The sequence below is a fragment of the Lacisediminihabitans sp. genome, assembly GCF_036569425.1.
GTDB lineage: Bacteria > Actinomycetota > Actinomycetes > Actinomycetales > Microbacteriaceae > Lacisediminihabitans.
The window spans coordinates 43968-63928 of record NZ_DATCQQ010000020.1; the positions used below are offsets into that span (position 1 = coordinate 43968).

Consider the following 19961-nt stretch of genomic DNA (forward strand, 5'->3'; position numbering starts at 1 on the left):
CCAATGGCGCAATTCACCGACATCACCGCGTTGCTCGCCCAGCAGGCCATCGAACTCCCGTCGTGGGCGTTCGGCAACTCGGGCACCCGATTCAAGGTGTTCGGTACGCCCGGCACCCCGCGCACTCCGCAGGAGAAGATCGCGGATGCCGCCCAGGTGAACAAGTACACGGCCCTGTCGCCGACCGTCGCGCTGCACATCCCGTGGGACAAGGTCGACGACTACACCGCCCTCGGTGCCTTCGCGGGCGACCACGGCGTCGCCCTCGGCACCATCAACAGCAACACGTTCCAGGACGACGACTACAAGTTCGGCAGTCTCACCCACGTCGACCCGACCGTGCGCCAGAAGGCCATCGACCACCACTTCGAGTGCATCGACATCATGCACGCGACCGGCTCGCGGGACCTCAAGATCTGGCTCGCGGACGGCACGAACTACCCGGGCCAGGGCGACATCCGCGGGCGCCAGGATCGCCTCGCCGACTCCCTCACGAAGATCTACGCCCGCATCGGCGAGAGCCAGCGGCTCGTGCTCGAATACAAGTTCTTCGAGCCGGCGTTCTACCACACCGACGTTCCGGACTGGGGAACCTCCTACGCCCAGGTCTCGGCCCTGGGCGACCGCGCCCTCGTCTGCCTCGACACCGGCCATCACGCGCCTGGCACCAACATCGAGTTCATCGTCGCCCAGCTGCTGCGTCTCGGCAAGCTCGGCTCGTTCGACTTCAACTCGCGCTTCTACGCCGACGACGACCTCATCGTCGGGGCGGCCGACCCGTTCCAGCTGTTCCGCATCCTCTACGAGGTGATCCGGGGCGGTGGCTTCGGACCGGACTCCGGCGTCGCGTTCATGCTCGACCAGTGCCACAACGTCGAAGACAAGATCCCCGGCCAGATCCGCTCCGTGCTCAACGTGCAGGAGATGACGGCACGCGCGCTGCTCGTTGACGGCGTCGCGCTGAAGGCGGCGCAGGATGCCGGGGACGTGCTCGGCGCCAACGGCATCCTCATGGACGCCTTCTACACCGACGTGCGCGGCGACCTCGCCGCCTGGCGCGAGTCCCGCGGGCTCGCCGGCGACCCGATGGCCGCCTACGCGGCATCCGGCTACCAGGCCGCCATCGCCGCCGACCGGGTCGGTGGCGTGCAGGCCGGCTGGGGAGCATGATGGTCGGCAACCACGACAGACCAGAGGAGTCGCCATGACCGTGCTCGACCTGTTCTCCCTCTCCGGGCGCAAGGCCCTCGTCACCGGCGGCAATCGCGGGCTCGGCAAGGCGTTCGTGCGAGCGATCGCCGAGGCGGGCGCGGAGGTCGCCTTCATCGCCCGCGACTCTGCGCAGAGCGCCGTCGCGCTCGAGGACTTCGAGGCGGCCGGCATCCACGTGACTGCCATCCAGGCCGACCTGACCTCGGATGCCGAGCTGCACCGGGCGATCGACGAGGCGGCCGACGCGCTCGGCGGACTCGACATCCTGGTCAACAACGCCGGTGCCTGCTTCCACCGCGACGCCGACGAGGTGCCGGACTCCGAGTGGGACACCGTGTTCGACCTCAACGTGAAGGCCGTCTTCAAGAGCAGCGTGGCGGCCGCCCGGCACATGACCGGCGGCGGGTCGATCGTGAACATCGGGTCGATGTCCGGCCTCATCGTCAACCGTCCGCAGAACCAGCCGGCCTACAACGCGTCGAAGGCCGCCGTGCACCATCTCACCAAGTCGCTCGCCCAGGAGTGGGCGCCCCGCAACATCCGCGTCAACGCCGTCGCCCCCGGCTACGTCGAGACCGAGATGACCCCGGTGCACCGCGAGGACTACCTGCGCTACTGGGTGCAGGACGCTCCCCAGAAACGCTTCGCCCAGCCCGAGGAGATCGCCCCGTCTGTGGTCTTCCTGGCGAGCGACGCGTCGGCGTTCATGACCGGCTCGATCCTCGTGATCGACGGTGGCTACACCATCTGGTGAGCTCGCCTCCCGGCGATCGACCAGCCCACTGACAACTGACCACCCCACAGATCGAGGCGGCCCGCCGCCTGAGGAGTAGCAATGCCCGTCAACCCCACCGCCGCGGAGCTCGTGGCCAGAAGCAACCGCCTCGGCTCCGACCCGCGCGTCACCAACTACGCGGGCGGCAACACCTCCGCGAAGGGCTTCGGGACCGACCCGGTCACGGGCGAGCCGGTCGAACTGCTCTGGGTGAAGGGCTCCGGGGGCGACCTCGGCACCCTCACCGAGTCCGGTCTCGCGGTGCTGCGCCTCGACCGGCTGCGCGCCCTCTCCGCCGTCTACCCCGGCGTGGACCGCGAGGACGAGATGGTCGCGGCGTTCGACTACACCCTGCACGGCAAGGGGGGCGCGGCGCCGTCGATCGACACGGCCATGCACGGGCTCGTGGATGCCGCGCACGTCGACCACCTGCATCCCGACTCCGGCATCGCGTTCGCCACGGCCGCGGACGGGGAGGCGCTCACCGCGAAGGCGTTCGGCGAGAAGGTGGTCTGGGTTCCCTGGCGCCGGCCGGGCTGGCAGCTCGGGGAGGACATCGCGGCGATCAAGGCCGCCAACCCGAACGCGATCGGCTGCATCCTCGGCGGCCACGGCATCACCGCCTGGGGCGACACGAGCGACGAGGCGGAGGCCAACTCGCTCTGGATCATCGAGACCGCGGAGAAGTTCATCGCCGCGAACGGGCGAGCCACTCCGTTCGGAACCGTCTTGGACGGGTACACCCCGTTGAGCCCGGAATCCCGGGCCGCCCGGGCCGCCGCCCTCGCCCCGACCCTGCGCGGCCTCGCCTCCACCGACCGCGCCCAGGTCGGCCACTTCACGGATGCCGAGGTCGTTCTCGACTTCCTGCAGTCCTCAGAGCACCCCCGCCTCGCCGCGCTCGGCACGAGCTGCCCGGACCACTTCCTGCGCACCAAGGTGAAGCCGATGCTGCTCGACCTGCCGCCGACCGCGTCCCTCGAGGAACAGCTCGCGCGCCTGCACGAGCTTCACGACGAGTACCGCGCCGACTACCAGGCGTACTACGACCGCTGGAGCTCAGCGAATCGCGCCAGCGATTCCGCGACGCCAGCGCCGAGCGAGCCTGCGAGCGAGGGTGGAACCGGGGTCCCGAAAATGAGGGGCGCCGACCCGCTCATCGTGCTCGTTCCCGGCATCGGCATGTTCAGCTACGGCGCGAACAAGCAGACCGCCCGGGTGGCGAGCGAGTTCTACATCAATGCCATCAACGTGATGCGCGGTGCCGAGGCGATCTCCACCTATGCGCCCATCGACGAAGCGGAGAAGTTCCGCATCGAGTACTGGGCGCTCGAGGAGGCCAAGCTGCAGCGGATGCCGAAGCCCAAGCCCCTCGCCACCCGCGTCGCCCTGGTCACCGGCGCGGCATCCGGCATCGGCAAAGCCATCGCCACCCGTCTCGCCGCCGAGGGCGCCTGCGTCGTGATCGCCGACCTCGACCTCGAGAAGGCGCAGGCCGCCGCGGCCGAGATCGGCACGACGGATGTCGCGATCGGCGTGCAGGCCAACGTCACAGACGAGGACCAGGTGCAGGCCGCCGTCGACGCCACCGTGCTCGCGTTCGGCGGGCTCGACCTCGTGGTCAACAACGCCGGCCTGTCGCTGTCGAAGTCGCTGCTCGAGACCACCGTCGCGGACTGGGACCTGCAGCACAACGTGATGGCGAAGGGGTCGTTCCTCGTCTCCCGGGCCGCCGCTCGCGTCTTGATCGACCAGAAGCTCGGCGGCGACATCGTCTACATCTCGAGCAAGAACTCGGTCTTCGCCGGCCCGAACAACATCGCATACTCGGCCACCAAGGCGGACCAGGCTCACCAGGTGCGACTGCTCGCCGCGGAGCTCGGCGAGCACGGTGTGAAGGTCAACGGCATCAACCCCGACGGCGTCGTGCGCGGCTCCGGCATCTTCGCCGGCGGCTGGGGCGCCAAGCGCGCCGCCGTCTACGGCGTGCCGGAGGAGGAACTCGGCAAGTACTATGCCCAGCGCACCCTGCTCAAGCGCGAGGTGCTGCCCGAAAACGTGGCCAACGCGGTCTTCGTGCTTTGCACCAGCGACCTCAGCCACACGACCGGCCTGCACATCCCGGTCGACGCGGGTGTCGCCGCGGCCTTCCTCCGATGACCGGGCGCGGCTCCCACTCTCTCGACCCTTCCGAAATCCATGCGATCGTGATAGACCAGCGGCGTGTTGACACAGACACGCCGAGCCTGACCGAGAAATGCATGGATTTCGGAAAAGGATTCGGAAGAGGATTCGGGGGCGGGCGATGACGGAGGCGGTGGCCGCGGTCGACCTCGGCGCGACGAGCGGGCGCGTGATGCTCGGCTACGTCGGGCCGAACGAGTTGCGCCTGGAGTCGGTCGCACGGTTTCCCAACGGGCCAGTGACCGGTGCGGACGGCATCCACTGGCCTATCGATCGGCTGTTCTCCGACGTTCGCACCGGGCTCGCCATCGCCGGAAGCCAGGAGCCGGGGCTTCGCAGCATCGGCGTCGACGCGTGGGCCGTTGACTACGCCCTCCTGCGCAAGGGACGGATGCTCGGCGCCCCGCACCACTATCGCGACGAGCGCAACTTCCGCGGCGTCGACGCCGTGCTCTCGGCCGTGACGCCGGCCGAACTGTACGCGGCGAACGGCCTGCAGCACCTGCCATTCAACACGCTGTTCCAGCTCGCCACCGACCTGGCGGACGGCACCCTCGCCGAGGCGGATTCGATGCTTCTCATCCCGGACCTCATCGCCTTCTGGCTCACCGGCCGGCCGGCCGCCGAACGCACCAACGCCTCCACGACGGGCCTTCTCGACCTCCGCGGCGGCTGGAACGACGCGCTCATCGCCAGGCTCGGCCTGCCTCGCGGCATCTTCCCCGAGCTCATCGACGCCGGTACCGCCCTCGGCACCCTCACGACCGCCATGGCGCGGAAACTCGGCCTGCCGGACTCGACCGTCGTGATGGCCGTCGGCTCTCACGACACGGCCTCGGCCGTTCTCGCCGTGCCGGCGGTCGACAGCGACTTCGCCTACATCAGCTGCGGCACCTGGGGCCTCGTCGGAGTCGAGCTCGACGCGCCGATCGTCACCGAGGCCGCCCGCCTCGCCAACTTCACGAACGAGGGCGGGGTGGATGGCCGGGTGCGCTTTCTGCACAACGTCATGGGCACCTGGCTGCTGAGCGAGTCGCTGCGCACCTGGCAGACGGATGACCTCGCCGGCCTTCTGGCGGCGGCCACGGCGGTGACGAAGGAGGTCTCGGTCTTCGACGCCGACGACCCCCGCTTCCTCGCGCCGGGCGACATCCCGGCCCGCATCGCCGACTACTGCCGAGAGAATGGGCTGCCGCTGCCGCAGAGCAGGGCGGAGTACGTGCGGAGCATCGTCGAGAGCCTCGCCGCGACCTTCGCGCGCACGGTGCGGCTCGCGAGCGAGCTCTCGGGAATACCCGTGACCGTCGTTCATCTCGTGGGGGGCGGATCTCAGAACGAGCTGCTCTGCCAGCTGACCGCCGACCGCTGCGCGCTCCCGGTGCTCGCCGGCCCGACCGAGGCCACCGCCATCGGCAACGTGCTCGTCCAGGCCCGCACGCTCGGCCTCGTCACGGGGAGCATCGAGTCGCTGCGCGCGCTCGTCGCCGCGAGCACCGCGGTGCGGCGCTACCTGCCGGGGAATTCGCGGTGAGGCACCACGACACCGCCGTCGAGTCCTCCTCGCCCACGCGGCGACCGTGCCCGAGAATCTCGCGGTGATCATCACGGGGCCCGTCGCCCGCGGCACCAAGCGGGCGGATTCGGATGTCGACCTCCCGTGCCTCCCGAATACAGCTGACCGGCCGGTCATTTGCCGTGTGCGTTGTGGCGGGCCTCGGATGCTCGCTATACTTGAATCGTTTCATGGACCCAGATCACGTCCCGACTCGAAGGAGAGCCAGTGGCTTCCACCTCGTCGACCGTCCGAGTGTCCAGCCTCCGCGCGGAGTACCGTGGCGACACCGGGTTTGTCGCGACGCCGACGCCCCGGCTGAGCTGGAAGACCGAGACGCCGATCGACGGCTGGCTGCAGGCCGTCGCCGAGCTCACCGACGGCGACAGGACCAACCGGTTGGAGTCCAGGGACTCGGCGCTCGTCGAATGGCCGTTCGCTCCCCTCGCCCCCGGCGAGACCCGCGCGGTGAGAGTCCGTGTAACCGGCGTCGACGGGTCGGCCTCCGACTGGAGTGAGCCCCTCGAGCTGACGGGCGGATTCCTCGCCCCCGGCACCTGGGTGGGTTGGATGATCGGGCTCAACAGCCCGGCCACCGTGGCACAGCCGGCTCTCCTGCGCACCGAGTTCACCGCATCCGGGCCCATCTCGCGGGCCACGCTCTACGCGACGGCGCACGGCGTCTACCAGGTCGAGGTCAACGGCACCGAGGTGGACGACCAGATCCTCAAGCCCGGCTGGACCGCCTACCAGTTCCGCCTCACCCACGAGACGACGGATGTCACGTCCCTCCTCGCCGAGGGGAACAACACCATCGGCGTCACGCTGGCCGGCGGCTGGTACACCGAGATCTTCGGATTCGCGGACTCGGCTGCCCCGTTCTACGGAAGCGACCCGGCCGTTGCCCTCCAGCTCGAGATCGTCTACGCGGACGGCAGCACGAAGACGGTGCTGAGCGACGAGAGCTGGGTGGGGACCGGGGACGGCCCCATCACCGCGAGCAGCATCTACGACGGCGAGACCTTCGATGCGACGCGCGCAATCGACGGCTGGTCGACCACCGGCTTCGATGCCTCGGCGTGGACCCCCGTTCGCGTCGACGGCACGTTCCCCGCCCCCACTCCGCGCTCCTCTCCCGCCGTGCGGGCCATCGAGGAGATCGGCGTACAGGAGGTCATCACCTCGCCGAGCGGCCGAACCATCCTCGACTTCGGCCAGAATCTCGTCGGCTGGCTCCGGGTGACCGTGCGCGGCGACCGCGGCCACACCATCACCCTGCGCCACGCGGAGGTGCTGGAGAACGGCGAGTTGGGCATCCGTCCGCTGCGCCGGGCGAAGGCGACCGACCACTACACGCTGGCCGGGGGCGGCGCGGAGACCTGGCAACCGCGATTCACGTTCCACGGATTCCGCTATGCGGAGATCGACAACCTGCCGGGCGAACTCGACCCGGCCGATGTCACGGCGGTGGTCATCCACAGCGACATGGAACGCACTGGCTGGTTCGAGAGTTCCCACGAGCTCGTCAACCGGCTTCACGAGAACGTGGTGTGGGGCATGCGCGGCAACTTCCTCTCCCTGCCCACCGACTGCCCGCAGCGCGACGAACGTCTCGGCTGGACCGGCGACATCCAGGTGTTCGCCCCGACGGCAAGCTACCTCTACGAGGCGGACGGATTCCTCGCCGGCTGGCTCGAAGACCTCGCCCTCGAGCAGAGGGCGCGCGGCGGCATCGTGCCGTTCATCGTGCCGAACGTGCTCGGCGGCGGCTCGGGCGCCGCGGCGGCGTGGGGCGACGCGGCGACCGTCGTGCCGTGGGTGCTCTACGAGCGGTTCGGCGATGTCGGCGTGCTCGACGACCAGTACGAGAGCATGAAGTCGTGGGCGGACACCCTCATCGGCATCGCCGGCGAGCGCTACCTGTGGGAGGGCAAGTTCCAGTTCGGCGACTGGCTCGACCCGGATGCCCCGGCCGACTTCCCGGGCGACGCCAAGACCGATCCGGACATCGTCGCGAGCGCGTACCTCTTCCGCTCCGTGGAGATCGTGTCGCGCGCCGCCACGGTGCTCGGCAACGGGCGGGACGCCGAGACCTATGCCGCGATCGCGGCGACCGTGCGCCGCGCCTTCCTGCGCGAGTACGTGAGCGAGTCCGGTCGCATGATCTCGGACACCCAGACCGGCTACGGGCTCGCGATAATGTTCGGGCTCACCCGGAACGAGGAGGAGCGCCAGCGGATGGGCGACCGGCTCGCCTTCCTCGTTCGCTCGGCCGGCTACCGCATCGGCACCGGCTTCGTGGGCACACCGCTCGTCGCCGAGGCTCTCGCCATGACCGGCCACCTGGAGGTCGCCGGCCGCCTGCTCACCCAGACGGAGAATCCGTCCTGGCTGTACCCGGTGACCATGGGCGCGACCACCGTCTGGGAGCGCTGGGACAGCATGCTCGAGGACGGGTCGATCAATCCCGGCGAGATGACGAGCTTCAACCACTACGCTCTCGGCGCCATTGCCGACTGGATGCACCGGTCGCTCGCTGGCCTCGCCCCGGCGAGCCCCGGCTATCGCAACATCCTCGTCGCCCCCCGGCCGCTGCCGGAGTTCGACTTCGCCCGCACCTCGCACGAGACGCCATACGGTCTCGCGAGCACGGGCTGGGCGCGCACCGACCACGGCACGATCGAGGTCGACGCGGTGATCCCGCCCAACACGACAGCCGAGGTCTGGCTGCCGGGGGCGCGCGAGTTCGTGCGGGTCGGATCGGGTAGCCACCGCTGGTCGGTGCAGGCGGACGCAGAGGCTCCGGCGCGGGGCGAGGTGTCGCTCGAGACCCCGCTGTCCGAGGTGATCGACGACCCGGAGGCCTACGCCGCGATCTGGACCACGATCGCCGCCCACGACGAGGAGGCCGCGCGCGTGTTCCGGCACCACACCCAGTGGACGCCGGGCCGCGCCCTCGGCGAGGCCATGTTCCCGCTGCCGCCGTTCGTCCGGAACAACATCGAGGCCGGGCTGAAAGAACTGAGCGACTCCCGCCGAAACGCCCCATGAGCGCGCGCATCGGCCACGGCGCCGTCGTCCCGATCGGCCACGGCACGGCGCCGTTCGCGTTCACCGCGGTGGGCGAGTCCGCCGCCGTGGACACCGCGCACGCAGCGATCGAGGCGGGCGTGACCCTGATCGACGCCTCTTGATTTGGGCGTGTTCAACCCTTGGTGTGACATGACGATTGAGCGGGGAGGGAATGGGATAGCAGGCAGGCTTGCGCAATCGCACCGGGCTCGTATACTTGTATAACAATGTCAGTGTCGCTGAAGACCACGTCCCTCCCCGAGGCCGTCTACGAGGCGCTCCGGGAGAGCATCGTCACGGGCTCGGCAGCGCCGGGGTCCCTCATGACCGAGACCGCCATCGCCCTGCAGTACGGGGTCGCCCGCCCCACCGCGAAGGCGGCGCTCGAGCGACTCGTGAGCGAGGGCCTCCTCACCCGCCAGGCCCACCACGCCGCACGCGTGCCGGAACTCGACCGGGACGACATCGTCGACCTCTACGCGAACCGCGCGCTCATCGAGGAGGCGGCGCTGCACAACCTCGCGATGGCCGGCACCGTGCCGTCCACGGCCCTCGCGCTGCAACGGCAACTCCAGGAGCACGCCGCGAACGACGACCGCGCCGCTCTTGCCCGAACCGACATCGACTTCCATCGCGCCCTCGTCGTCGCCCAGCAGAGCCCCCGACTCAGCCGCCTGCACTCGCTCATCATGGGCGAGATCGAGCTGTGCATCGGGCAGGTGCAGGCCCATCAGCTGATCAGGCCTTCGGATGTCGCGGAGCAGCACCAGGGTATCCTCGACGCCGTCGCCGTGGGCGACATCGCCCTCGCCGGCCGGCTCACCCGGGAGCACATCTTCAACGCACGGGACCGTCTGCTGCGCAAATTCGACGACGACCACAACGAAAGCTGATCCATGTCTTCCCTGCAACGACGATTCCCCCGCCCGCGCGACCTCGCGCCGCTCATGCATTTCAAGACGCCGGAGCTCAACGCGAAGAAGCGCCGCCTGAAGAACGCCCTCACCATCCACGACCTGCGCACGATCGCCAAGCGCCGCACCCCGAAGGCCGCGTTCGACTACACCGAGGGGGCCGCCGAGGCGGAGATCTCGCTCGCCCGCGCCCGCCAGGCGTTCGAGGACATCCAGTTCAACCCCGGCATCCTGCGCGACGTGTCCGTCGTCGACACCTCGTCGACCGTGCTCGGCGGCCCGACGGCCTTCCCGTTCGGCATCGCCCCGACGGGCTTCACCCGCATGATGCAGAGCGAGGGCGAGATCGCCGGCGCCGGGGCGGCGGCGGCGGCCGGCATCCCGTTCGCGCTCTCGACGATGGGCACGACCGCGATCGAAGACGTGAAGGCGACGAATCCGAACGGCCGCAACTGGTTCCAGCTCTACATGTGGAAGGACCGCGAGCGCTCGATGGCCCTCGTGGACCGCGCCGCTGCCGCCGGCTTCGACACCCTGCTCGTGACGGTGGATGTGCCGGTCGCCGGGGCGCGCCTGCGCGACAAGCGCAACGGCTTCTCCATCCCGCCGCAGCTCACGCTCGGAACCGTGGTCAACGCCCTCCCGCGCCCCGAGTGGTGGATCAACTTCCTCACCACCGAGCCGCTCGCCTTCGCCTCCCTCGACCGCTGGAGCGGCACCGTCGGCGAGCTGCTCGACACCATGTTCGACCCCACGGTCACCTTCGAGGACCTCGCCTGGATCAAGGACCAGTGGCCGGGAAAGCTCGTGGTCAAGGGCGTGCAGAACCTCGAGGACGCCAAGCGTCTCGCGAGCATGGGCGTGGACGGCATCACGCTCTCCAACCACGGCGGGCGCCAGCTCGACCGGGCGCCCATCCCGTTCCACCTCCTGCCGGAGGTCGCCCGCGAGGTGGGCATGGACACCGAGATCCACCTCGACACCGGCATCATGAGCGGCGCCGACATCGTTGCCGCCGTGGCGCTCGGCGCCAAGTTCACGATGGTCGGCCGCGCCTACCTGTACGGCCTGATGGCCGGCGGTCGAGAGGGCGTAGACCGGGCGATCGAGATTCTCGGCGAGCAGATCGTGCGCACCATGCGCCTGCTCGGAGTGAACTCGCTCGAGGAACTCACCCCGGCGCACGTCACCCAGCTGGAGAGGCTCACGCCCCGCGCACGGTAGCGGTGGTCAGACCGCCACCAGCGGTGCGATCACTCGACCTGGGCCGAGACGTGCCAGGCTCCCCGCCGCACCGCCTTCTCGAGGTCGCCGGACCGGCGGGAGAAATCGGCCGCCGAGACGGAGACCGACACGGCCCCGATAACCTTGCCGCCACGGGCCCGTACGGGGGCCGCGATGCACGCGAGCAGCGGCGTGTACTCCTCCACCTCCACCGCGATCTGCTGGGCGCGAACCTCGTCGAGCTGCTCGCGCAGCTTCGCCGCGTCCGTCACGCTGTGGGTCGTCAGTGCTCGGGGGTTGTGGCGCTCGAGGAAGCGCGAGAGGGACGCGTCATCCATCGCCGCGAGCATGAGCTTGCCGAACGCGGTCGCGTGCGACGCCTCGGCGAACCCCACGTGCAGCTGCCCGATCCTGGGATGCTCCGGCGAGTCCTCGATGTGCGCCACGGCGATGTCCTCACCGCGGAACACCGTGAGATAGGCCGGAGCGTGCACGGCGTCGTGCACCGACCGGAGGGTGGCCCTCACCTGCTCGGTGGCCACGAGCTGGTAGCGCAGCGCCCGCCCGAGCGTGTCGACCGTGCGGCCGAGGATGTAGCGGTGGTCGACGGCCTGGCGGCTGACGAAGTCCTGCCGCTCGAGCGTCTTGAGCAGGCGATAGGTGGTCGAGAGGGTGAGGCCGAGACGGCCGGCCAGCTCGTGAGCGGTTGCCCCGGACGGCGCGGCGCCGATCTCGCCGAGGATGGCGAGCACGCGCTCGGCGGACTGGATGCCGGACCGGTCGGAGAACTGCGTCGCTGCAGACATGGGGCGAGTCTATCCAGGCCGTGCGCCGCCCCGCGATCGAGGCCCATCGGCCCCCGTTTCGCAGATGGTGCGAAACCGCGTTGCCTCCCCGCGCGTCGGGGCCGACGCTTGGTTCATCTGGCGCGTGTACCGAGCCCGATTTCGCATACAGAGAGGTATGACATGGCCAAGATCATCATCCTGACCGGGGACGCCGCCGAGACCCTCGAGGTCTTCTATCCGTACCAGCGCCTCCGCGAGGCCGGCTACGAGGTGCACATCGCGGCCCCGACGAAGAAGAAGCTGCAGTTCGTGGTGCACGACTTCGTCGATGGCTTCGACACCTACACCGAGAAGCTCGGCCACATGTGGGATGCCGACATCGCCTTCAAGGACGTCGACCCGTCCGACTACGTCGCTGTCGTGGTGCCCGGCGGGCGGGCGCCGGAGTACATCCGAAACGACGAGGACGCCAAGCGCATCGTGCGCTACTTCTTCGAGAAGAATGCGCCGGTAGCCGCCCTCTGCCACGGGCCGCTCCTGCTCGCGGCCGCCGGAGTGCTGCACGGCCGCACGACTTCCGCCTACCCCGCGCTCCAACCGGACGTGGAGCTGGGCGGCGGCATCTTCGAGGGCGGAGCGGGGGTGGTCGACGGCAACCTCGTCTCCGGGCGGGCCTGGCCGGACCACCCGGAGTGGATGCGGGAGTTCATGAAGCTGCTCGCGACGATCGAATAGGGCGGGCGAATAGGGCGGGGCCTCAGCGCGGGCTGCGCGTGCGCAAACCGAGTTCGCGCGCGCCCTCGATGAGCCGCTGGTCGTAGGCGATCACGACGTCCGCGTCGAGCAGCACCGCCGTAGCGAGGTGGATGGCGTCGACGCTCCTCAGCTTGACGGGCGAGAGCCTGCGGGCGAGAGCGACCACCGCGCCATCCATCACCCCCTCGGAGATCCCGGACAGCGCGACGTCGGCGAGCAGGCGGATGTCGTCCGGGTTCTCGAAACCGAGCCGCGACCTCAGCGCCCGCGTCACCTCCACCCAGGCGAGGGACGAGGCGATGAGCACATGGCCGCGCTCCACCCCGAAGGAGAGCTCCTCCTCGAGGGCATCCGATTCGACCTCCTCGACGGCCCGCTTGATCAGCGCACTGCTATCGACGTAGAACCTAGCCACGGTCGGTGCGCCCCAACAGGTCGCTCGAGCGCATCGACGTCGGCAGCAGCAGTCGCTGGCCGGCGCGCGCGAAGCGGGACCGCGGCGGGAGCAGGCGGTCGGGCGCTGCCGGCCCCTCGGTCGGCGCGGTGCTGGTCGGCGGCTCTGCGGGGGCCGGCGGCTCGGCCCCGTCCAGGTGCAGGTAGCTGGCGATCGCCGCCCGGATCACGTCTTGCTGCGACCGGTTGGACCTCTCGGCCTCGGCCCTCACGGCCGCCTCGGCGTCGGCCCTCAGCCGCAGATTCGTTGCCATTCACCCATGGTACCGGAATGGTACCAATTCGGTACCATGCTCAGAAAGTCGTTCCCACGCGCCGTCGGGGGTCCGCGATGGTCACCGCCGCGAGCGCCGCGGCGACCAGTGCGATCGCGAGCACGGAGGACGGCACGCCGATCACGGGGGCCGCGATCGGCACGGCCAGAATCAGCGCGGCGGCGATCGCGACGGCCGCTGGACGGATGGCGAGCCTGCTCACGAGGGGCGCGTGCAGGGCGGAGAGGGAGGCCAGGAACAGCGCGACCGGAACGGCGAGAGCCAGCGCCGCCCCGGCATCCGAGATGTGCGATTCGCCCGCCCCGTGCTCCACCGCCACCTCCAGTGCCGCCCCGACCGCGGCGAGGGAGGCGAAAATGACGTAATGCCCGTACCCCCAGAGGAACGAGCGGTTGCGGCGGGCGGCCAGACCGCTGCCCGCCGGCTCGAGGTAGTACAGCCACCAGAGGGCGAAGAGCAGCACGAGACCGGCCGCGGCCACCTCGACGAGCGCGGCGCTCACGCCGGTCGCCGAGAGGCTCCCCTTCACCGCGATCGTCGCCGCGGACACCGACTCGCCGAGCAGGATGATCGTGAACAGGCCATAGCGCTCGGCGATGTGGTGCGGATGCCAGGACGTGCTCCCCGTCCGTTCCGCCCACAGCGGCACCGACAGGTCGAGGATCGCGAGCACCAGGAACGAGGCGACGCCGAACTCCGGAGGCAGGGCCAGCCGTGCCACCCAGCCGATCTGCACCGCCGTCACCCCGCCCGCGTACCGGAAGGCCGTGACCCTGCCCTCCGGATGCTCGACTCCGGCACGCAGCCACTGGCTCACGAGCCCCACCCGCATGATGAGGTAGCCGATGGTAGCGACGACGTAGTCCTGACCCTCGAAGGCCGCCGGCACGCCGGCCGCGAGCACGAGCACTCCGGCCATCTGCAGCATCGTGAGCAGGCGGTACGGCACGTCGTCGATGTCGTACGCGGAGGCGAACCAGGTGAAGTTCATCCACGCCCACCAGATGGCGAAGAACACCATGAGGTACGGCACGATCCCGTCCGGACCGTGCCCATTGGCGATCCGCGCGGCGAGCGGGGCGGCGACCTGGGAGATCGCCACCACGAACGTGAGGTCGAAGAGCAGCTCGAGCGGGCTGGAGGCGCGGTGCGGCTCGCTGGGGTTGCGCGCGACCATGCGGCCGCGGATGCTGGGCGACGTCATCCGCCCAGCATAAGCACCCTGCTAGGCGGGAAGGATCGCCACCCCCTGGGGCGCAATGGCGACCCCCCGCACCTCCACCGGCTCCGCCCCGTGGTTGATCAGGACGAGCGAGTCTCCCCGACGCACGGCCTCGACTCCGGGCAGTGGATTGCCCAGCGCCCCGTCGACCCCGGCGTCGGCGAGCAATCGCGCGAGAATCGCGGAGATGGCAGAGGGCTCCGGCTGCGTCGCGACGTACCAGCCGGCGCCGGCTTCCAGGGTGTTGCGAGTGATGGCCGGCCAGCCGTCGAGCGCGCCGCCGGCGAAAGCGGCCAGCACATCCGCGCCCTCGGTGTGCAGGAACTCGCTCCACAGGTAGCCGTGCGCTGCGCCGGTCAGCTCGCCGGCGATCCTGATCGGTGGCACTTCGCCGTTCCCGGTCACCGCAAGGTCCGGCGCGGCGAGCGGTGAGAACTCCTCGACCCGGATCCCCAGGGTCGACTGGAGCACGCCGAGGTATCCGCCGTCGATGATGCGGGCATTCTCGTCGGTGATTCCGCTCTGGAAGGTGACCAGGAGCTGACCGCCGGCGCGCGCGAACGCGTCGAGGTTGGCGAGCGAAGCGGTGGAGACCGCGAACAGGCTCGGCACGATCACCGCAGAATAACCGGACAGGTCGGAGTCCGCGCGCACGAAGTCAACGGCGACGTTGTGGGCGAACAACTGCCGGTACCAGGCGAAGACCCCGTGCAGGTAGGAGAGCTCGGCAGGCACCGCCTCCTGCTCAATGCTCCACCAGCTGTCCCACTCGAAGACGATGGCCACCCGGGAACCGACCGGATCGCCCTCGAACGACAGCTCCTTCAACTCGGCGCCGAGCCCCGCGATCTCACGCCAGACGCGCGTGTCGGTGCCGCCGTGCGGCACCATTCCGGAGTGGAACTTTTCCGCCCCCGCCACCGACTGGCGCCACTGGAAGAACAGCACGCCGTCGGCGCCGCGGGCGACGGCCTGGTACGACCAGGCGCGCTGCTGGCCGGGGAGCTTCGGGGCGTTGCGGCGCCGCCAGTTGACGGCGCTCGGCGATTGTTCCATCAGGATCCACGGCGCACCGCCGCGAAGCGACCGCATGAGGTCCCTTGTCATCGCCGCGTAGGCCGGCGAGTCCGGGTCGGCCGGGTCCGGGTAGGAGTCGTCGGAGACAACATCCACCTCGCCCGCCCATTTCCAGTAGTCCACCGGCTTGAAGAAGCCCATGAAATTGGTGGTGATCGGCACCGGCGACGACGCCCGGATGATGCGCGCCTCGGCCCGGTAGCACTCGAGCAACTGGTCGGAACTGAACCGGTCGAAGTCGAGTAGCTGGGTGGGGTTGCGGAAGGTCGGGGCCGCACTCGGCGGGTACACCTCGGCGAAGTCGCCGTACTGCTGTGACCAGAAGGCCGTGCCCCAGGCGGCGTTGAGCCCCTCGACCGTGGAGTATTTCGTCGCCAGCCAGTCCCGGAACGCCGCGGCGGATGCCTGGCAGTAGCAGTGGCTCACGTGGCAGCCGTACTCGTTGTTGATGTGCCACAGTTCGAGCGCCGGATGCCCGGCGTAGCGGTCAACGATGGCCTGCGTGAGTCGCGCGGCCAGCCGGCGATAGACGGGCGAGCTCGGACAGTACTGCTGTCGGCTTCCCGTGGCCAGGCGCACCCCGGACTCGGTCACCGGAAGCACCTCGGGGTAGCGGTGGCTCAACCACGGCGGCGGAGACGCCGTCGCCGTGGCGAGGTCTACCCGGATGCCCGCAGCGTGCAGCTTGTCGAGGATGCGGTCCAGCCAGCCGAAGTCGAACTCTCCCTCCCGCGGTTCGAGCTTCGCCCAGGAGAAGATGCCGACGCTCACCAGGCTGATGCCGCCCTCCTGCATGAGGCGCACATCCTCGTCCCACACCTCTTCGGGCCACTGCTCGGGGTTGTAGTCTCCGCCGTACCAGATCACGTTCTTCTCTTCCGTCGTGGGTTTGTCGTGTGTCACTGGGTTTCGGTGCGCGCGGGCGTCAGCCCTTGACGCCACCCGTCGCCAGGCCGGTCTGCCAGTATCGCTGAAGGTAGAGGAACGCCACGACCAGCGGGATCACCGAGACCAGCGATCCGGTGATGACGGTGGAGAACAAGGCCTGGGATCCGCCTCCCGCCGCACTCGCCGACTGCTGCTGGGCGAGTCCGACCGTGAGCGGATACAGCTCCTGGCTGTTCAACATGATCAGTGGGAGGAAGTAGTTGTTCCACGTCGCAACGAGAGCGAACAGGAACACCGTGACGATCCCCGGCCCAAGCAGCCGCAGGCTCACCTGCCAGAAGATCCGGAACTCACCTGCACCGTCGACGCGCGCCGCCTCGATGAGGGTCGAAGAAGAGCGCGCCGATGCGATGCGAGCGGCTCGTCGCGAGGGAGCGCGCGACGCGGTTCGGCCGGTAGTTCAGGGCCGCGATTGCCGCCTCGACCCGCTCGCGAATCTCCGGACGAATGTTGGTCTGGCCCTTCACCAAACGGGACACCGTCTGATGCGACACCCCGGCGACCGCGGCCACGTCGTATAACGTGGGCGCCTTGCGCTCTGTGCGGGGCTCGTGCGCCACTTCGCCAGTCACCGCGCCTCCCGCCGATCCTCAGTCCCGACATCGGACAATTCCGAGATTACCGCTCACCCCGAACGGCCCGCACGAAATACCGAGTCATCCGCTCAGCGCAGGCAACGAGCCGCGATCATCCGAGCGCCTCATCGCCGTCGGCCCGCTCGCGCGAGGCAGCCCGCGGTCACCTCGCGGCGGCCAGCTCCTGCAGCACGGCCTCGAGCTGTTCGACTGCCCAGTCCAGGTCGGCGGCCTCCACCACGATGGGCGGCGCGAGACGGATGGTGGACCCGTGGGTGTCCTTCGCGAGGACCCCGCGCGCCACGAGAAGCTCGCAGACCTCGCGGCCGGTGGCGAGCTCGGGGTCGATGTCGATCCCCGCCCAGAGCCCGACGCCGCGCACGGCGAGCACGCCATTTCCGACGAGGCGATCGAGGGAGGCGTGCAGGCGCAGACCCAGGGTGCGCGAGCGTTCCTGGAACTCCCCCGTCTCGAGCAGGCCGACCACCGCGCGCCCGACGGCCGCTGCGAGCGGGTTGCCGCCGAACGTTGAGCCGTGCTCTCCGGAGCCGAGAACGCCGATGATGTCGGAGTTTCCGACCACCGCGGAGACCGGGACGATTCCCCCGCCGAGCGCCTTGCCGAGCAGGTAGAGATCCGGAACGACCCCGACGTTGTCGCACTGGAACGTGGCCCCGGTGCGTCCGAGACCGGACTGGATCTCGTCCGCGATGAAGAGAATGTTGCGCCGCGCGGTGATCTCGCGCACCGCCGGGAGGTAGTCGGCCGGCGGAACGAGGATGCCCGCCTCGCCCTGGATAGGCTCGATGAGTACGGCGACCGTGTTGTCGTCGATGGCCTCCTCGAGAGCCGCCGCATCCCCGTAGGGCACCGAACGGAAGCCCGGGGTGAACGGTCCGAAGCCGTGGCGGGCCACCGGGTCGCTCGAGAAGCCCACGACCGTGATCGTGCGGCCGTGGAAGTTGCCCTCGGCGACGACGATGTTGGCGTTCTCCGGCTGGACGCCCTTCACGCGGTAGCCCCAGGCGCGGGCGACCTTGATGCCGGACTCCACCGCCTCGGTTCCCGTGTTCATCGGGATGACCATGTCCTTGCCGGCGAGCTTGGCGAGCGCGGCGACGAACGGGCCGAGCTGGTCGTTGTGGAACGCGCGGCTCGTGAGCGTGACGCGGCCGAGCTGCGCCTTCGCCGCGGCGATGAGCGCCGGATGCCCGTGCCCGAAGTTCACGGCGGAGTACGCCGCGAGGCAGTCGAGGTACTTGCGGCCCTCGACATCCGTGACCCACGCGCCGTCCGCGGTCGCCACCACCACGGGAAGGGGGTGATAGGTGTGGGCGATGTGGGCGTCCTCGAGCTCGATGAGCTGCGCGGAGGCCGAGGTCGACAGCCCCGAGATGACGCTCATCGTCGCAGCTCGAGGGTGCAGCACTTGACGCCGCCGCCGCCGAGCAGCAGCTCGGAGAGGTCAACGCCGATGGGGTTGTAGCCGCGCTCGCGCAGCTGGCGCTCGAAGTCCTTCGCGCGGGCGGCGATCACGACGTTGTAGCCGTCGCTGAAGGAGTTGAGGCCGAGAACCGCCGCGTCCTCCTCGTTGACGAGAATGGCGTCGGGGTAGCGCTCCCGGAGTGCGGCCAGTCCGTGCTCGTTGAAGGCCGACGGCAGGTAGGCGATGTTCGGCGACTCGCCGGGGGCCGGCGCGGGGTCGAGCACGGCGATCGCCGTGTCCAGGTGGTAGAAGCTCGGGTTGACGAGCTCGAGCGTCACGACCTCGCGGCCGTAGATCTCGCCGATCTCCTGGTGGCTGTTGGATGCGCTGCGGAACCCGGTTCCGGCCAGGATGGCGTCGCCGACGAGCAGGAAGTCGCCCTCGCCCTCGTTCACGTTCTGCGGCTCACGCACGTCGAAGCCGTTGGCGCGGAACCAGTCCATGTAGGCCGGGCCTTCGGGCTGGCGCTCCTTGTATGTGAAGCTCGCGCCGTAGGCGATGTTGTCGAGCACGAAACCGCCGTTGGCCGCGTAGACCATGTCGGGCAGGCCGTCGATCGGGTCGATGAGCTCCACGTCGAAGCCGAGTTCGAGGTACGTGTTGTACAGCACCTCCCACTGGCGAACGGCGAGCGCCGTATCGGTGGGGAGCCGCGGATCCATCCACGGGTTGATGCGGTACACGACGGTGAAGAAGTCGGGTCGGCACATCAGCACGGTGCGCTTGGTGGCGACGCGCTGAGGGGCTTTTTCGATGCTGGGTGCAGCATCCGTTACGGGGGTGGTGGCCGACACGAGGGCTCCTTCGGAGATCGGGGTGTGGGGTCGTTCCAGTGTCACACGCACACATCAGAACATTCAGCGCATAAGGCGCACAAAATCGCTGAAATTGCACCCTAAAGCACAAATATAAACCGTAAGGTAGGGCCATGGACAGTCTGGACTACGGCATTATCGACCTTCTTCGCCAGAATGCACGTGCCGGATACGGTGATATCGGCGAGGTGATCGGACTTTCGGCGTCCGCAGTGAAGCGGCGCGTCGACCGGCTCGTCGCAGACAAGGTGATCCGCGGCTTCACCATCCAGGTCGACCCCGCCGTCGACGGGCTCGGCACCGAGGCGTACGTCGAGCTGTTCTGCCGCGGCACCGTTGCGCCGGAGGAGCTGCGACGCATCCTCTCCGGTGTGCCGGAGGTGGTGGACGCCGGCACCGTCACCGGAAGCGCGGATGCGATCGTGCACATGCGGTCGCGCGACATCCCGTCGCTCGAGCTCGCGCTCGAACGCGTGCGCGTCGCCCCCAACGTGGACCACACCCGCAGCGCGATCGTGCTCTCGAAGCTCATCCACCGGTCGCGCGAGTCGTAGCGGCACCCTCGCGCACGCAACCGTGCCCGGCCGACACTCCCGTGCCGTGTCGAGCGGGCACAGTCGCGTCGAGCGGGCA

At 69.4% G+C, this 19961-nt stretch carries 18 protein-coding genes and 1 pseudogene; 10 read left to right on the forward strand and 9 right to left on the reverse strand.

The features are described from left to right. Positions 1 to 3: 3 nt before the first annotated feature. The 8 genes from rhaI to VIM54_RS03415 all read left to right on the forward strand — a co-directional run bounded on the left by rhaI (position 4) and on the right by VIM54_RS03415 (position 10933). Entirely contained in the window at positions 4 to 1170 is a 1167-nt protein-coding gene (gene rhaI, locus VIM54_RS03380) for an L-rhamnose isomerase (RefSeq protein WP_331899176.1), read from the forward strand. Between the two features lie 34 nt (positions 1171 to 1204). Further along, positions 1205 to 1966 (forward strand): SDR family NAD(P)-dependent oxidoreductase, encoded by a 762-nt coding sequence (locus VIM54_RS03385; RefSeq protein WP_331899178.1) that lies wholly within the window; start codon positions 1205 to 1207, stop codon positions 1964 to 1966. Positions 1967 to 2047: 81 nt separating this feature from the next. Beyond that, positions 2048 to 4147 (forward strand): bifunctional aldolase/short-chain dehydrogenase, encoded by a 2100-nt coding sequence (locus VIM54_RS03390; RefSeq protein ID WP_331899180.1) that lies wholly within the window; start codon positions 2048 to 2050, stop codon positions 4145 to 4147. 145 nt (positions 4148 to 4292) lie between these two features. Beyond that, positions 4293 to 5702: a rhamnulokinase family protein gene (locus tag VIM54_RS03395; RefSeq protein WP_331899181.1), complete on the forward strand. Its 1410-nt coding sequence runs from the start codon at positions 4293 to 4295 to the stop codon at positions 5700 to 5702. 249 nt (positions 5703 to 5951) lie between these two features. Then, the gene (locus VIM54_RS03400) at positions 5952 to 8774 is read left to right on the forward strand and encodes a family 78 glycoside hydrolase catalytic domain (protein WP_331899182.1); all 2823 of its coding nucleotides are present in this window, start codon (positions 5952 to 5954) and stop codon (positions 8772 to 8774) included. Then, positions 8771 to 8917 (forward strand): hypothetical protein, encoded by a 147-nt coding sequence (locus tag VIM54_RS03405; protein WP_331899183.1) that lies wholly within the window; start codon positions 8771 to 8773, stop codon positions 8915 to 8917. Before VIM54_RS03400 ends, VIM54_RS03405 begins: the two co-directional genes overlap by 4 nt. Positions 8918 to 9022: 105 nt before the next feature. Further along, positions 9023 to 9688 carry a GntR family transcriptional regulator gene (locus tag VIM54_RS03410; protein WP_331899185.1) on the forward strand — a complete coding sequence of 222 codons (666 nt, stop codon included), beginning with the start codon at positions 9023 to 9025 and terminating at the stop codon, positions 9686 to 9688. Positions 9689 to 9691: 3 nt separating this feature from the next. Next, entirely contained in the window at positions 9692 to 10933 is a 1242-nt protein-coding gene (locus tag VIM54_RS03415; RefSeq protein WP_331899187.1) for an alpha-hydroxy acid oxidase, read from the forward strand. A gap of 29 nt (positions 10934 to 10962) precedes the next feature. Here VIM54_RS03415 and VIM54_RS03420 read toward each other — a convergent pair whose 3' ends face one another. After that, the gene (locus tag VIM54_RS03420) at positions 10963 to 11739 is read right to left on the reverse strand and encodes an IclR family transcriptional regulator (RefSeq protein ID WP_331899189.1); all 777 of its coding nucleotides are present in this window, start codon (positions 11737 to 11739) and stop codon (positions 10963 to 10965) included. A gap of 162 nt (positions 11740 to 11901) precedes the next feature. Here VIM54_RS03420 and VIM54_RS03425 point away from each other — a divergent pair, with 162 nt between their 5' ends. Then, positions 11902 to 12456: a DJ-1/PfpI family protein gene (locus tag VIM54_RS03425; protein WP_147784434.1), complete on the forward strand. Its 555-nt coding sequence runs from the start codon at positions 11902 to 11904 to the stop codon at positions 12454 to 12456. Between the two features lie 22 nt (positions 12457 to 12478). Here the strand turns inward: VIM54_RS03425 and VIM54_RS03430 are convergent, their stop codons facing one another. The 8 genes and pseudogenes from VIM54_RS03430 to ddaH all read right to left on the reverse strand — a co-directional run bounded on the left by VIM54_RS03430 (position 12479) and on the right by ddaH (position 19307). Next, positions 12479 to 12892: a type II toxin-antitoxin system VapC family toxin gene (locus VIM54_RS03430; protein WP_331899192.1), complete on the reverse strand. Its 414-nt coding sequence runs from the start codon at positions 12890 to 12892 to the stop codon at positions 12479 to 12481. Then, complete coding sequence (locus tag VIM54_RS03435) at positions 12885 to 13184, reverse strand: hypothetical protein (RefSeq protein WP_331899194.1); 300 nt, start codon at positions 13182 to 13184, stop codon at positions 12885 to 12887. Before VIM54_RS03435 ends, VIM54_RS03430 begins: the two co-directional genes overlap by 8 nt. A 40-nt stretch (positions 13185 to 13224) precedes the next feature. Further along, complete coding sequence (locus tag VIM54_RS03440; protein WP_331899196.1) at positions 13225 to 14409, reverse strand: low temperature requirement protein A; 1185 nt, start codon at positions 14407 to 14409, stop codon at positions 13225 to 13227. A 21-nt stretch (positions 14410 to 14430) separates the two neighbouring features. Next, positions 14431 to 16407, reverse strand: coding sequence for a beta-galactosidase (locus tag VIM54_RS03445; protein WP_331899198.1), 1977 nt, complete (start codon positions 16405 to 16407; stop codon positions 14431 to 14433). Positions 16408 to 16429: 22 nt separating this feature from the next. Then, positions 16430 to 16777 (reverse strand): annotated as a pseudogene (locus VIM54_RS03450) (carbohydrate ABC transporter permease); the annotation flags it as partial. Further along, the gene (locus VIM54_RS03455; RefSeq protein WP_331899200.1) at positions 16743 to 17024 is read right to left on the reverse strand and encodes a helix-turn-helix transcriptional regulator; all 282 of its coding nucleotides are present in this window, start codon (positions 17022 to 17024) and stop codon (positions 16743 to 16745) included. The pseudogene VIM54_RS03450 and the gene VIM54_RS03455, both read right to left, overlap by 35 nt. Positions 17025 to 17190: 166 nt before the next feature. Then, entirely contained in the window at positions 17191 to 18432 is a 1242-nt protein-coding gene (gene rocD / locus VIM54_RS03460; RefSeq protein WP_331899202.1) for an ornithine--oxo-acid transaminase, read from the reverse strand. Then, positions 18429 to 19307, reverse strand: a complete 879-nt coding sequence (gene ddaH / locus VIM54_RS03465; RefSeq protein ID WP_414673159.1) for a dimethylargininase — start codon at positions 19305 to 19307, stop codon at positions 18429 to 18431. The genes rocD and ddaH overlap by 4 nt, the downstream gene beginning before the upstream one ends. A 134-nt stretch (positions 19308 to 19441) precedes the next feature. Between ddaH and VIM54_RS03470 the strand changes: the two genes are divergently transcribed. Continuing rightward, positions 19442 to 19882 (forward strand): Lrp/AsnC family transcriptional regulator, encoded by a 441-nt coding sequence (locus VIM54_RS03470; RefSeq protein ID WP_331899203.1) that lies wholly within the window; start codon positions 19442 to 19444, stop codon positions 19880 to 19882. Positions 19883 to 19961 lie beyond the last annotated feature (79 nt).

What these genes read in the sequence shown, in the direction of transcription:
- rhaI (WP_331899176.1), top strand. Translation starts at nt 4, where the DNA reads ATGGCGCAATTCACCGACATCACCGCGTTGCTCGCCCAGCAGGCCATC.
- VIM54_RS03385 (WP_331899178.1), top strand. Translation starts at nt 1,205, where the DNA reads ATGACCGTGCTCGACCTGTTCTCCCTCTCCGGGCGCAAGGCCCTCGTC.
- VIM54_RS03390 (WP_331899180.1), top strand. Translation starts at nt 2,048, where the DNA reads ATGCCCGTCAACCCCACCGCCGCGGAGCTCGTGGCCAGAAGCAACCGC.
- VIM54_RS03395 (WP_331899181.1), top strand. Translation starts at nt 4,293, where the DNA reads ATGACGGAGGCGGTGGCCGCGGTCGACCTCGGCGCGACGAGCGGGCGC.
- VIM54_RS03405 (WP_331899183.1), top strand. Translation starts at nt 8,771, where the DNA reads ATGAGCGCGCGCATCGGCCACGGCGCCGTCGTCCCGATCGGCCACGGC.
- VIM54_RS03410 (WP_331899185.1), top strand. Translation starts at nt 9,023, where the DNA reads ATGTCAGTGTCGCTGAAGACCACGTCCCTCCCCGAGGCCGTCTACGAG.
- VIM54_RS03415 (WP_331899187.1), top strand. Translation starts at nt 9,692, where the DNA reads ATGTCTTCCCTGCAACGACGATTCCCCCGCCCGCGCGACCTCGCGCCG.
- VIM54_RS03420 (WP_331899189.1), bottom strand. Translation starts at nt 11,739, where the DNA reads ATGTCTGCAGCGACGCAGTTCTCCGACCGGTCCGGCATCCAGTCCGCC.
- VIM54_RS03425 (WP_147784434.1), top strand. Translation starts at nt 11,902, where the DNA reads ATGGCCAAGATCATCATCCTGACCGGGGACGCCGCCGAGACCCTCGAG.
- VIM54_RS03435 (WP_331899194.1), bottom strand. Translation starts at nt 13,184, where the DNA reads ATGGCAACGAATCTGCGGCTGAGGGCCGACGCCGAGGCGGCCGTGAGG.
- VIM54_RS03440 (WP_331899196.1), bottom strand. Translation starts at nt 14,409, where the DNA reads ATGACGTCGCCCAGCATCCGCGGCCGCATGGTCGCGCGCAACCCCAGC.
- rocD (WP_331899202.1), bottom strand. Translation starts at nt 18,432, where the DNA reads ATGAGCGTCATCTCGGGGCTGTCGACCTCGGCCTCCGCGCAGCTCATC.
- VIM54_RS03470 (WP_331899203.1), top strand. Translation starts at nt 19,442, where the DNA reads ATGGACAGTCTGGACTACGGCATTATCGACCTTCTTCGCCAGAATGCA.